A 13472-nucleotide genomic window follows, 5' to 3' on the forward strand; every position below is an offset into this window, starting at 1 on the left:
TCCTTCTGAAGGACTCATGAAGCCCCGTCCGGACCAGGCGCTCACGACCTGGAGGGTTGATGCGTCATCCGTCAGTCGCCGTGATCGGCACCGGATTCGGCGGTCTCGCCGCGGCGATCGAGCTCAAGCGGTCCGGCATCAACGACCTGGTGATCTTCGAGCGCGGCCCGGACGTCGGGGGCGTGTGGCGGGAGAACACCTACCCCGGCGCGGCCTGCGACGTCCCGTCGCCCTACTACTCGTTCTCGTTCGAGCCGAATCGGAACTGGCCTCGACGGTTCTCCCGCCAACCGGCGATCCTCGACTACCTGCGGGACGTCGCGACCAAATACGACCTGCACCGGCACATCCGGTTCAGGACCGAGGTCACGGCCGCGCACTACGACGACGCCACCCGCACATGGCGGATCCGAACCGGCGACGGGGTCGTGGAGGTCGACGCCCTGGTGTCGGCGGTCGGGCAGCTGTCCCGCCCGGCGTGGCCGGACATCCCGGGGCGGGAGGCGTTCCGAGGCGCCGCCTTCCACTCCGCGCGGTGGGATCACGACGTCGAGCTCGCCGGCAAGCGCGTGGCGGTCATCGGCACCGGGGCCAGCGCCGTCCAGTTCGTCCCGGAGATCCAGCCCGAGGTCGCGCACCTCACGCTCTTCCAGCGCAGCCCCGCCTACCTCGTGCCGCGCTCGGACACCGAGTTCGGACACCGGGCATTCCGCAGGGTGCGCGCCGCGCAGTTGATCGAACGCGCCGTGTGGTGGGGATTCAGCGAGGCGGTCACCCTGTCGTTCCTCTACTCCGAGGTGTTGTCGCGCGCCCTCACCGCGTACAGCCGCAGGCACATGGAGCGGCAAGTTCCCGACCCTGACCTGTTCAAGAAGGTGTGGCCGCAGTACCCCATCGGCTGTAAACGGATGCTGTTCTCCGGTGACTACCTGCCCGCACTAACTCGGTCCAATGTGGACTTAGTCGATACCGGCATCAAGTCGATCCACCCCGGCGGTGTCACGGACGCCGCAGGCGCCTTCCACGAGGTCGACGTCATCATCTACGGCACGGGCTTCACCGCCTCCGACTTCCTCGCCCCGCTGAACGTCACCGGCATCGGCGGGCGCGACCTGCGTGAACAGTGGTCCCGGAACGGGGCGCACGCCTACCTCGGCATCTCGGTTCCGCACTTCCCGAACCTCTACCTGATGTACGGACCGAACACCAACGTCGGCGCGGGCTCCATCGTCTTCATGCTGGAACAGCAGGCCGAACACCTCACGCAGGCGATCCGCCACAGTGCCCGCGCGGGAAACCCGATCGCCGTCCGCCCCGAGGTCGCGGAGTCCTTCGACGCGGAGATCCAGCGCAGACTCGCCGACAGCGTCTGGACGAAGTGCACTAGCTGGTACCGCGACGCCACCGGCCGCATCAGCACCAACTGGCCCGGAACCAGCCTCGAATACCGCAGGCGCACGACATTCCGGCCGTCGGACTACGAACCGATCGCCTGATTCGAGGGCCGCGCCGGTCCGTTCGGACAGCGCGGAGCCGCGGACGCGATGGAGGGGACCGATGCAATGGGCGGCATCAGGATCCAGCTCAACCCCGGCGACGACTCGCCGGACGACGACGGCGTGCTGCAGGTGAACACCGCCGTGCTCAAGGCGACGCTCCGGGGCGCGGCTGGAGCAGATCCCCGCCGACGCGGACCGGACGTTCATCGCGGCGACCGCCGCCGGAGAACGATGGCGATCCGGCGGTGGAAGTCAGCGGCTCCCTCGCCGCGAGGACGACTTCGCGAGCGGCTCGGCCGCGAACGACATCGCACTCCGCACGAGGAAACCGCTGAGAACCCGGTAGCAACCCGTCAGCCGAGTTTGATCGTCGGGTTGCGCTGGTCGAGCCAGGTGGCGATGTCGAGGACTCGTTCGATGGCGTTGCGCTGTTCGTTCGCGATCGTCTTGCCGTCGGCGAGGGTCGCGGCCTTGAGCTGGTCCTTGTCGTAGAAGTCCAGCACCCGGTGGTTCGACGAGATCAGGTCGGCGGCCTGGGATTGGATGGCGATCAGGTAGTTCGGGTCGAAGCTGCCCGGGTAACCGCTCTTCTTCCGGTCCGCCACCGAATCCGGCAGCGTGTCTCGGGTGGCGCCGCGCAGGATGCTCTTCTCCCTGCCGTCGTAGGTCTTGAGCGACCACGGCGTGTTGAACACGTACTGCACCAGCCGGTGATCGCAGAACGGCACCCGGACTTCGAGCCCGACCGCCATGCTCATCCGGTCCTTGCGGTCGAGCAGGGTCTGCACCATGCGGGTCAGGTGCATGTAGTTGACCTGGCGCATCCGCTTCTCCACCCCGGTTTCGCCGTCCTTGAGCGGGGTCGAGTTCAGCGCGGCCACGTAGTTGTCGCCGATGTAGGCGCTCAGATCGAGCTGCTCGGTCAGCCCGGTGTCGAGCAGCCCGCCGGGGTTCAGCGGGGAGTCGACGAGCCAGGGGAAGGTGTCGGCCGTGCGCTGCCGCTCGTTGTGGAACCACGGGTAGCCGCCGAAGATCTCGTCGGCGGACTCACCGGACAGCGCGACCGTGGACTGTTCGCGGATGGCTTTGAACAGCAGGTACAACGAGTTGTCCCGGTCTCCGAGACCGACCGGGAGGTCGCGAGCGCCCACAGCGGCGCCGCGCACCGCCGGGTCGGACAACGCGGCTCCGTCGAGCATGATGTCCTCGTGGTCGCTCTTGACGTGCTCCGCGACGGCCTTCACGAACGGTGCGTCCTGAGTCGGAGCGACGTCGATGGCGCGGAAGTTCTCGGCCTGGTTCGGGAAGTCCACGGCGAAGCTGCGCACGTTCTCGCCCTGCTCCCGCAGCTGCATCGCCGCGATCGCCGTCATGGCGGAGGAATCGAGCCCGCCGGAGAGCAGGGTGCAGCGCGGCACGTCCGCGACCAGCTGGCGAGCGATGATGTCGTCGAGCAGCTCCCGGACGTGCGCGACGGTGGCCGCGCGGTCGTCGGTGTGCTCGCCGACCTCCAGCCGCCAGTAGCAGCGTTCGCGCAGCCCGTTGCGGTCCACAATGGCCAGATGCCCGGGCTGGAGTTCCCGCATTCCCTCCCACGCTGCGAAACCCGGCGTCTTGGCGAACGAGAAGACCTCGCGCAGACCGTCCAGGCCGATCACCGGATCGACGCCGGGGTTCGCCAGGATCGCCTTCGGCTCCGAGCCGAACAGCACACCGTCGCCGGTTTCGTAGTAGTAGAACGGCTTGATGCCCATGCGGTCGCGGATCATGACGAGCTTCTCGGTGCGCTCGTCCCAGATCGCGAAGGCGTACATGCCGTTGAGCTCCTCGGCGAGCCGCTCGCCCCACTCCAGGTAGCCGCGCAGCACCACCTCGGTGTCGGAGTCCGTGTCGAACCGGTGTCCGCGGCGGCGCAGCTCGTCGCGCAGTTCGGTGAAGTTGTACGCCTCGCCCGAGTACACCATCGCGACCGCGCCGTCGGGGGTGTCGACCTTCATCGGCTGAGCCCCGCCGGGCAGGTCGATGACGGCGAGCCGCCGGTGTCCCAGCGCGGCGTGCGGAGCGATCCAGGTACCGGCGGCGTCCGGGCCGCGGCAGGCCATCGTCTCCGTCATCTCCCGCAGCACGCCGTCCTGCGTGCCGAGATCACGCCCGTAGGAGACCCAACCGGTGATGCCACACATACGACCACCTCAACCCATATAGATAGCTACCCAAACTAACTAGGCACCAGCACGCTATTCCTCGGGTTCTTGATCAACGATAGGACGATCGCGTGACCGAATGTGACGTCACACACAGATTTCCGATATGGCCGGAAAGTTACAAACCTCCATGACCAGGCGAAATCGCACGATTTTCACCGGCCGGCTCCGGCCAGCCACGATCACCAGCCACGCTCCGCACCCATTCCAGGCAACTGCCGTGGCACCGGTCTCTTCGGACGGGGCTACGTCCACACGGCGCGCACCTGTTCCGCGATCTCGGGTGCCTGAGCTCGGCCGGCTCGTGCGGCGGCCTTCCGTCGAGCGGGGTCGAGCGGGTTGCGGCCCATGGCCTTCTTCGCAGCCGAGCCGGGGCTCACGATCACCGAGCGGACTTCCCCGCCGAGCGCCGCCGCCTGTGCCGCGGGACGGTCGGCACGCCGTGCGGCCGCCGTCGTGGGGCGATGACCACGAGCCGCTCGCAGTTCGCGGCAAGATCCACATTGGTCGCCGAACGCACACCGCCGTCGACGTAGCGGCGTCCGTTGATGGTCACCGGTGGCCACACCAGCGGCACCGCGCAGCTGGCCGCGACGGCGTCGACCAGCGGTACGCCGCCGTCGTTGTCGAAGACGCTGACGGCTCCCGTTTCGGCGTCGACGGCAGGGATGAACAACCGCTGCCGGGGCCAGTCGTGGCTCGGTAGCCGCTGTTCGATGACCGCGCGGCGTTCCGCTTCGGGCACCGTCTCGGCTCGCAAGGCCGCTCGGCCGAGCCAGGACCGGGCGCGCTGCCGATCACCGGGCCACGCGGCTGCGGCCAGGAAGCGCAGCAGCGCCGCCGGGCTCATCCGGGCGGCGATCTCGCCGGACGCGTCGCGCAGCTGGGCTTCGAACAGTTCGTCGAGGCCGGCACCGCTGGTGATCTGCGCTGCGACGGTGGAACCCGCCGAGGTTCCGACGATGAGGTCGGCCGCCGACAGGTCCAAGCCGGTCTCGGCGAGCCCCCACAGCAGACCCGTCTCCCATGCGACGCCCGTGACCCCGCCACCGCCGAGGACCAAACCTCGCCTACCGATGTCCATCCTGCGAATGTAACCGCCTCGGACCGCGCTCGGCGATCAACGGCCGAGCAGCACGTCGCAGGCCGCCGGTCAGCTGGTCGCGCCCGCTCGACGCGCTGCGATGGAGTAGTCCAGCGCCTTGCGCAGCCGGGGAAGGGCGACGTCGACGCGATCGGCCACGGCCCGGACCACCTCGCGGTGCGCGCGACGTTCCCGGGGGCTGAACACGGTGCGCACGTCGCCTTGCAGGGCGAACGTGGCCAGCGCCGCGTCCTCGATCGCGATCCCGGCCGGGTCGTGCCCGCCGAGCACCGCGCCGCGCACCCGCTCCCGCAGGACACGGCCCCGCTCCGGATCGGGAAGGACGATGTCGTGGACCGGGAACAGGCCCAGTGCTCGGCGGCGGTCGGCGGTGATGACTCCGGTCGAGTCGAGCAGGTCGCGGACGGTCGCCTCCGCCGTGTGCCAGTTGTGGTCCACGACGTTGAACCAGCGGCGCGGCCGATCCGGGGACAGGTAGTTCAGCACCTCGGCCAGGAACGGATCGTCCGGAGCCTTGGTGGTGGTCCGCTCGGCTTTGCCGTCCCGGTCCCGGAGCCACCCGCTGAGCGCCAGGTCGGCCACCGCGGCGGCGCGCATGAGCTGACCGCGCACCAGGGCACTGCTGGACTCGATCTTGCCCTTCTCCGTGTCGTAGCAGAGCAGGTACATCTGGTGCGGCAGCGGCTGGTTCATGTCATTTCCTCACGACTCGGCCGGGAACGGTTCCCTGACGTGGACGAAGATCAGTGAAAACCGTGCCGCCGCGGCATGGTCAACCACGGCAGAAGCCCGGGACCAGGCCGCGCACTAGCGATAGCAGTAGGAGTCGGACGACGCGTCGCCACCTTGGAGTCGGACCTGGTGGGCTCGGAGTCCGCGGAACTCGTCGCCGTGCGGGAAGAAACCCGGATCGACGGTGAGACCGCCCGCCGGATCGGCGTCGAGCTTGGCCATCCACGCGCCCACTCCGTCCGGGTAGAACTGGTCGTCCCAGGCGCCGTAGAGGGAGTTCGTCACGTAGACGCGGCGTCCATCGCGGCTGACCTCCACCATCTGCGGTCCGCCGGAGAGCGGTTCGCCGGGCGCCGCCGGGTGCTCGTGGCGGGCGGTAATGCCGCCGAGCCGGATCGAACCGGTTTCGCGAGGTGACGCGGGATCGGTCACGTCGAACTGCTTGAGCTCCCCCGTCCCCCAGCAGGACACGTACAGGAACCGGTCGTCGACGGACAGGTCGATGTCGGTGATCAGCGGCGGGACCGCGCCGAACGGTTTCAGCGCCGGAGGCAGCGAATCCGGGTCGGCGGGCGCGGCGGGCACCGTGATCACCTTGTCCGCCCGCCACTGCTCGCCGTCGAGGTGCCAGCGCCACACCGATGCCGAGAGGTCCTCGGTGGAGATCACCACCCCGGCGAAACCCCAGGTCGCCTCCGGGTCGTGGGCGGGGCGCAGTTCCAGCACCATCTGGTGCTGCTCGCCCAGCTCGACCCGCTGGCGGTGCGCACCGGCCGCGAGGTCCCAGAAGTGCAAGGCGTGGCCGTACTCGTGGGCCAGCAGCTTCTCCGGGACCAGTCCGTCCTCGATCAACGAGGGTGCGCCCCACTCGCTGCTGATCAGGGTGTTGCGGTTGAGGTGCCACCAGGCGTCGTAGGCGAGCCGCTGCGGGCCGCGGTCGGTCTCCCACGCGCGCAGCACGTCGAACGTGGTGTGGTCGAGCAGCGCGATCCCTCCCGGGCCGTCGGCGCCGTCGCGGCCGCCCAGGCAGGTGAGGAACACCCCGTCCGGTCCGCAGTGCAGCGTGTGCGGGCGGGAGTACCCGGCGTTCGCGGCCAGTTCCCCGGCGGTGATCGTTTTGATCAGGCTCGGGGCGCGCGGATCCGGGACGGTGTCGAGCACGTGCAGCTGCGAGGAACGCAGCCCCGGTACCAGCAGGAAGCGGCGGGCCAGACCGTCCATGTCGTGGCCCTCGTGCTTGAGCGCGCTGCTGCACGCGTTCCACCCGAAGTGGTGCAGCTCGTCACCACGGCCGGGCATGTCGGTCCAGCCCACGATCCGGCCGTACTCGGCCGAGGACGGGTTCACGTCGAGCACGGCCATCGCGTCCGGGCGCCGCCCGGAGCGGTCGAACGCCGCTACGTAGGCCAGTTCCTCCCGTGGCGCGACGATCGCGTCGGCTGGGCTGCGGTAGAACGTCGGATCGGTCATGCCGGGACCTCCCGTGGACGGCTCGTGCCCACGGCATACCCCGTCGCACGGGAGGTCGCCAGCTCGTCACGCGGTCGTGGCCTGCTCCTTCGCCCGGCTCAGCAGCCCGCGCCGTTCCATGAGCGCCGTTCCCGCGGCGCCCGCCAAACCGACCAGCAGCAACGCCAGCCACGGCAGCCACCGCACACCCGGCTCGGCGAACGCGTCCAGCAACGCGCCCGCCAGCCAGCTCACCCCGGCCGCCACCAGGCTCGACACCAGGTAGTAGAAGCCGTAGTAGGTGCCCGCGAGCCGTTCGCTGCCGATCTCCGGCAGCAGTTCCATCGCGAACGGGTTCGTCATGGCCTGTCCGACGGTGAACAGCACGATCGCCACCACGACCGGGACGAACGCCAGCGCCGTGCCGAGCGCGCCCGGCGCCGGGAGGCTCTCCGGCAACGCCGGGGCCGCCAGCATCAGCGGCACGAACGAGGCGCCCATGCAGCACAGGCCGAGCACGATCGACCGTCCCGAGCTCCACCTCCGGCGGCACCACTCGGTGATGCGGACCTGGCCGAACACGCCGATCACGGTGGACACCCCGAACACCACCGCGATCGACCACGCCATGCCCGACACGCGCTGCGCCTCCAGCGGCAACGTCAAGTAGAGCTGGTTGTACAGCGCGAAGTACGCCGACAACGACAGCGTGAACCCGAGGAAGCGGCGGTTGAGCACCACTTCCCGCCAGCTGCCCAGCACGCTCTGCTGCTGCGACTCGACCTCGCGGTGCGGCAGCACCAGCAGCTGCGCGACCGTGAGCACCGCGAACGCCACGCAGGCCACCAGCGCGATGATCCGGAAGTCCACCGCCAGCAGCAGCGCCCCGAGAAGCGGGCCGACCAGAGTTCCGGCGTGCTGGAAGACGTTGAACACGGCGAACACCTCGGCACGCCGCTCCCCCGCCTCGTGCATCAGGTAGGTCCGCACCGCCGGATTGAACAACGCGCCTGCCAGCCCGGTGAGGATCGCCGCCGCGAACAGGCCGGGCAGCGAGGTGAACACGGCGAACAGGCCGAACGACACCACTCGCAACGCGCACCCGGCGATGATCATCGGTCGGCAGCCGAGCCGATCCGCGGCGGTGCCGCCGAGCAGGAACATGCCCTGCTGGCTGAGGTTGCGGACACCGAGCACCAGCCCGACCACGGCGGCGCCGTAGCCGAGGTTCCCGCTCATGTACGCGGCCAAGAACGGCATCAGCATGTAGAAACCGACGTTGATGCCGAACTGGTTGATCACCAACAGCTTCGCGGCCGGGGACAACCGGGCGAACGCGGCGCGATTCACGAGCGCACCTCGCAGACCGGGCAGCCCGCCGAACCGGCGGTGCGATGGGCGCAGGGATCGACCACCTTGCGCGACCTCCTCCAACTCGTCTTCGTGTCCACTTCAGACGGTATTCCGTCCATTTCGAATGGTTCGGTGACCGGCTCGGGAAGACCTCGGGCGGCGTGGAATTCCGCGTCGTAGATCGTCTGCCAGTAGCGGTGCGGGCCGTCGGGGAACACGGCGGCCACCCGGTCCGAGCCCGATTCTCGGGCGCACCAGGACGCGACCAGCGCCACCGCGCCGGTGCTCCAGCCACCGGTGACGAACGCACCCGCCGCCAACCTCCGGCAGCCCGCGACCGCCTCCGCGGCTCCTACCCAGTGCACTTCGTCGAACGCCGCGTAATCCACGTTGCCGGGATGGATGCTGCTGCCGAGGCCGCGCATCAGCCGCTTCGCCGCCGGATCGCCGAACACCGTGGATCCCGCCGCGTCGACCCCGACCAGCCGCGCGCCCGGACGCCGTTCCCGCAGCACGTGGGCGATGCCTGCGCTGTGCCCGCCGGTGCCGACGCTGCACACCACCACGTCGAGCTCGTCGAGCTGGTCGAGCAGCTCGTGGCCCAGCCCGTGATAGCCGGTGACGTTGTCGGGGTTGTTGTACTGGTCCGGCCAATACGGATCGGGCAGCGTGCCCATCAGCTCCCGCACCCGCTCCAGCCGGGCGCGCTGCCAGCCGCCCACCGGATGCGGCGAGCGCACCAGTTCCAGCCGCACCCCGTGCGCCGTGAGCAGCGCGCGGGTCATGTCGTCGAGCTCGTCATCGGCCACGACGACCACCGGATGCCCCAGCGCCGAGCCGACGCACGCCAGCCCGATCCCCAAGGTGCCGCTGGTGGATTCGACCACCGTGCCGCCGGGGCGCAGCTCGCCGCGAGCACGTGCGCCGGTGAGCATCGCGTACGCCGCTCTGGCCTTCATCCCGCCGGGGGCCACGCCCTCCAGCTTCGCCCAGAACCCCGGGTGCGCGAAGGAGATCGGGGCGTCGACGCGCAGCAGCGGGGTGTTTCCGATCAGGTCCAGCGGCGACTCGCACCGGGCCGGTGCCCGACCCGTCATCGCGGCGGCTCGTAGGTGTGGATCGTGGTCTCCTCACCGAAGAGCCAGAAGAACGGGTACGGCTCCGCCGACAGCGCCCGCACCGGGCCGCCGAGCAGTTCGCGCAGCACCGCGGCGCCGGTCTGGGCGAACATCGTCAACGGCAGCTCGCGGGCCGCGCAGGCCGCGGCGATCTCGTCGAACGTGCCGTTGCCGAGGACCATGCCCGAAGCCAGCACGGCGTCCGCGTCCTCGATCGCCGCCGCGTGGTCCTCCAGGATCGGCTCGTCCCATTCGGTCCGGCCGCCCTTGAGGTCGCACGGGACGTAGCTCAGGCCGCGTTCCCGCAACGCGGCGAGCAGCGAGTTCACCACGCCGATCACCGCCACCCGGCCGCCTTCGGGGACCTGGGTGATCGCGGCCACCGCGCGCGCCCGCGCCATCGATTTCGCCAGCGAATCTCCCGCCGGAACCCGCACTGGGCGGGCCAGCGGATGCGTCGCGTGCGGCGCGGTCGCGGCGAGGTAGGCGTCCAGCGCGGCCACCCGGACCGGCTGCAGCGGGTGTTCCAGCAGTTCCGCGACGCTGCGTCCGACGATGTCGCGCACCGCGTCCTCGTCGAGCGCTCCCGGCTCCACCGCGCAAGAACCGACGGCCGAACCCACCCGCACGCTGAGCACGGTGTTGACGTAGCCGGTGCCGCGACCGGTGTGGCGGGCGGCCTGCACGGTCAGGAACGCCACCGCGGCCGTGGCCTGATCCGGTTCAGGCCCTTCGGCGCCGCGGAACGCGCCGGACAGCGCGGACTCGATCAGCGAGTCCGAAAAGGAATGGTCAGTGGTGGCAGGAACAGGACGCACGTATCTCCCCGAGCCGGACCGAAATGGAACGAACGAAAGCGGGCTAGACCCGCGGGAGACCGTAAGAGTCCGATGTGGACGACGCGCCGTTCCGGCGCGATCCGTCGATGCGCAGCACCACGTACCTCCTCCGGGGCTCCGCGACCCCGTACGAATCGGCACGACGATGCCAGTGTCCTGACTCGTGGATCAGAACCGGCTTCCGGCCTTCCCACCCGATTGGGCAGTGGCACGGATGGAAGCAGGCTCCCCACTTACAGTGGCGGGACCGCGCCGGACTCACACCGGCTTCCTGAACACCGTCGCTTGACGGGTGAGAAGTTCGCAGTCCGGCTGGTGAATGTCAAGGGCGCGCAAATCTTGATCATGGTTTCGGCGAGCCGCGGAAAGCACGTCTGCGCAGGTAGGAGAACCGGCGTGCGCACGGCTACGTGCGGAGTATGACGTCGATGACCCTTGCCGCAACACCCCTCGACGGCACTGCGCGACATCGCGGCAAGGGTCGTGCTCGGCGCTCGGGCGGAAATCGCCAAACGAGGCACCGAAGCCGGTCGGACATTCGGCGAAAAAAGTTCCCGACAATTCTGGAGGAACCCGGCCGAAATTTCGCCGGGATGAAGATCAGACCGCAACCGCCCCCGTTTCTCCGCGACCGGCGGCCCGGCGACGGGCGGTCAGGAACAGGAACGTGTCCGGCCCGCTCGCGTCCACGACGTCCAGCCCGACCGCGTCGAACGCCTCGGCGATCACTTCCGGATCGAACGACCGCAGCCCGAACACCCGCTCGTGGCATCGCTGGAAGTAACGCTGGAACGCACGGGTCCCCGGACGGTACGTGCTCACCGTGAAGGTTCCGGCCGGATGCAGGCAGCGCGCCACCTCCGCGATCACCCGGTTCGGTTCCGGCAGCAGGTGCAGCGCGTCGGAGCAGTTCACGGCGCCGAGGAATCCGTCCGGGAACGGCAACGCTCGCGCGTCGCCCTCGGTGAACAGCACGCCCGGCACCGCCGCACGCGCCACCTCCAGCAACGATCCCGCCGAGTCCAGCCCCAGCACCCGCTCCGGGCCGACCTGCTCGGCCAGCACTCTGGTCCAGCGCCCGGCTCCGCAGGCCACGTCCAGCACCGATCCCGGTGCCGGGCGCAGATTCCGCCGCAAGTAGGCGTCCTCATCCCACGCGGTGACCGCGCGGTCCCAGTTCCCGCCCGGTACCGCGGCCGACGCCGCCCGCAGCAGTTCGATGTGGTGCCCGGACGACGACTCGTGCTCCAGCAGGCGCCGGTACGCGCCGGGCGGGGTCGGCTCGACGGGTTCCGGCGGCTCGGGCAACTCCGGCCAGCCGACGTCGCGGTGGATCTGATGTTCGGCGCGGGCTCCCTGGTAGGCGCGCAGGGCGGCGGTCTCGGCCTCCCACAGCTCGGCGAGTTCCGCGCCCGCCCGGACCGGACCGGTGATCGACGTGAGGCTCTCCCAGTGCGCCGGTGACGGCCAGGCGCGGCCGATTCCCGCCGCACAAGCCGGATCGGTGAAGTCAGGGGTGGCCAGGCAGCGGCGGAGCCTGGCGGCCTCGTGTTCGTCCAGGCTCCCCGGCAGCTTCGCCAAGACGCGGTCGCGCTGCTCCGGCAGCTGCATCAACAGGTGCAGCACCGAGCTGCGCAGGGACTCCTCGGTATCGGCGCGGTCGAGCAACCGCAGCTGCGCGTCCAGCCGTGCGGCGAGCACCTCCTTGATCTGGCCCGGCAGGTACGACCTGCTCGCGTCGTCCCCGAGCAGCACGCCCAGCAGCAGCGCCACCCGAGCCCGGTTGCGGTGCGGCGGACCGGTGAGGACCTCGACCGGCCCGACCAGGTCGGCCGGTCCTGCCGCAACCGGATCGAGCAGTTCGCGGGCGAGCCGGGCGAAGGCGGCGTCGGCCACCTGCGGGTCGTGGTGCACGAGCGCGGCACGCAGCCCGCCGCAGCCCGGGTCCGGTGCCGGGTCCGGCTGGGCCGTGACCCGCTGGAGGCCCTGTTGCTCCTGAGCACGCATCGACTCGACTCCTTCACTGTTGCACCAAGACCGGCCGTGCCGAACGAATCCGGCTCGGCGTAGTCGAATTCGGGGTGAAGCAGGGAAACCCGGCCCCGGAGGAGAAGCACGGCCCGCGCGGGACACCGTCAGATCCGCGGAGTCCGAGGCGGGATTCCGGCAAGAGGCGCGTCGTTGCGCCGAATCGCCGCCGGCGGAGATGCGCACGGCACCGGCGAGCGGCCCGGACTTCCTCGTCCGAACAGGAGATACCCGGTACCCGGCAGTCCGGTGCGGACGCCGGCCCGGGAAGATCGCGATGAATCCATCATGGACGAGCCGATCCCGCCACGACGACCACCGAAAGCGTTTTCCTGCGTCCCCGCGTTGAGTGATCACGATCGCGGACCCGATCACGGACGGTCGACCTCGGGACGGAGTCCGCACGAACCCGGCGGGACGCCCCTTCCACCAACGGGTTGTGGTGCTGGATCTTTCTTGCCACGGGCGTCCCGGCGCTGACACGCTCGGCCGCACACCTCCGGCTCACGATCGGTGTTCTCCCGGCTCGATCGACCACCCCGGTCCGTCCGCGGTCGAACTTTCCTCCACCGCGCGAACTCCACGCCGGATCGGCGGCCGCCGGATCGTTCTCCCCCGTCTCGGCGGGAAGCTGCACAGCCCTCGGTCAAGGGCGATCTTCGCCAGTTCCATTGTGGACAGATCGGAGCGATGACGATGCTCGAACCGTTACCCGAGCCGCCACCCCGGGCCGAACTCACGGCGGCGGCCCGATGACCGCCGCCGGCCGCGGTGACGGTGCGGATCTGAGCGGCGAGATCCAGCGCGCCCGAGCCATCCTCGGCGACCTCTGCTTCGGCTCGACCGCGCGCCACCCGGAAGACCGGATCCGCGATCACCTCGAACTGGACCCCGCCGAGATCACCGAACTCGAGTTGCAACTGCGCCACCGCCACCGAATCGACCTCGACCTGCGGGCCGTCTACGACCACACCTTGAGCGAGCTCGCCGCCCTCCTCTCCCGCGCCACGTTCCCCGAATCCGGCGGCTCCCAGAACTCCGACCGCTGACCTTCGAACGGTCGGCCGGAACCGATCTTTCGAACGTTGCCGGATCAACGATCATGTCGCTGAGGCATCACCACCCGATCAGCCCAGTGCCGTCCC

At 69.8% G+C, this 13472-nt stretch carries 10 protein-coding genes and 1 riboswitch; of the genes, 2 read left to right on the forward strand and 8 right to left on the reverse strand.

The genetic code is table 11. The features are described 5' to 3' along the window. Window positions 1-59 precede the first annotated feature (59 nt). Window positions 60-1496, forward strand: a complete 1437-nt coding sequence (locus tag H2Q94_RS17835) for a flavin-containing monooxygenase (protein ID WP_243788324.1) — start codon at window positions 60-62, stop codon at window positions 1494-1496. Between the two features lie 356 nt (window positions 1497-1852). Here the strand turns inward: H2Q94_RS17835 and asnB are convergent, their stop codons facing one another. The 8 genes from asnB to H2Q94_RS17875 form a co-directional block, all read right to left on the reverse strand. Continuing rightward, the gene (asnB, locus tag H2Q94_RS17840) at window positions 1853-3682 is read right to left on the reverse strand and encodes an asparagine synthase (glutamine-hydrolyzing) (protein WP_243788325.1); all 1830 of its coding nucleotides are present in this window, start codon (window positions 3680-3682) and stop codon (window positions 1853-1855) included. A 403-nt stretch (window positions 3683-4085) separates the two neighbouring features. After that, window positions 4086-4787: a patatin-like phospholipase family protein gene (locus H2Q94_RS17845; RefSeq protein WP_243788326.1), complete on the reverse strand. Its 702-nt coding sequence runs from the start codon at window positions 4785-4787 to the stop codon at window positions 4086-4088. Window positions 4788-4856: 69 nt separating this feature from the next. Beyond that, complete coding sequence (locus tag H2Q94_RS17850) at window positions 4857-5501, reverse strand: GOLPH3/VPS74 family protein (RefSeq protein ID WP_243788327.1); 645 nt, start codon at window positions 5499-5501, stop codon at window positions 4857-4859. A 114-nt stretch (window positions 5502-5615) separates the two neighbouring features. Continuing rightward, window positions 5616-7010, reverse strand: a complete 1395-nt coding sequence (locus H2Q94_RS17855; RefSeq protein WP_243788328.1) for a selenium-binding family protein — start codon at window positions 7008-7010, stop codon at window positions 5616-5618. A gap of 66 nt (window positions 7011-7076) precedes the next feature. Further along, on the reverse strand, window positions 7077-8339 hold the full coding sequence (locus H2Q94_RS17860) for an MFS transporter (protein WP_243788329.1): 1263 nt from the start codon (window positions 8337-8339) through the stop codon (window positions 7077-7079). Continuing rightward, complete coding sequence (locus H2Q94_RS17865) at window positions 8336-9439, reverse strand: PLP-dependent cysteine synthase family protein (protein WP_243788330.1); 1104 nt, start codon at window positions 9437-9439, stop codon at window positions 8336-8338. The genes H2Q94_RS17860 and H2Q94_RS17865 overlap by 4 nt, the downstream gene beginning before the upstream one ends. Then, entirely contained in the window at window positions 9436-10278 is an 843-nt protein-coding gene (locus H2Q94_RS17870; protein WP_243788331.1) for a Rossmann-like domain-containing protein, read from the reverse strand. Before H2Q94_RS17870 ends, H2Q94_RS17865 begins: the two co-directional genes overlap by 4 nt. 150 nt (window positions 10279-10428) lie before the next feature. After that, window positions 10429-10595: riboswitch (cobalamin riboswitch) on the reverse strand. A gap of 304 nt (window positions 10596-10899) precedes the next feature. Next, a complete protein-coding gene (locus tag H2Q94_RS17875) occupies window positions 10900-12306 on the reverse strand; it encodes a class I SAM-dependent methyltransferase (protein ID WP_243788332.1) in 1407 nt (468 codons plus the stop codon). 773 nt (window positions 12307-13079) lie between these two features. On the opposite strand from H2Q94_RS17875, the gene H2Q94_RS17880 reads away from it, so the two are divergent. Next, window positions 13080-13376 carry a hypothetical protein gene (locus H2Q94_RS17880; protein ID WP_243788333.1) on the forward strand — a complete coding sequence of 99 codons (297 nt, stop codon included), beginning with the start codon at window positions 13080-13082 and terminating at the stop codon, window positions 13374-13376. Window positions 13377-13472 lie beyond the last annotated feature (96 nt).

The organism is Saccharopolyspora gloriosae (assembly GCF_022828475.1).
In the GTDB taxonomy this organism is placed as follows: domain Bacteria; phylum Actinomycetota; class Actinomycetes; order Mycobacteriales; family Pseudonocardiaceae; genus Saccharopolyspora_C; species Saccharopolyspora_C gloriosae_A.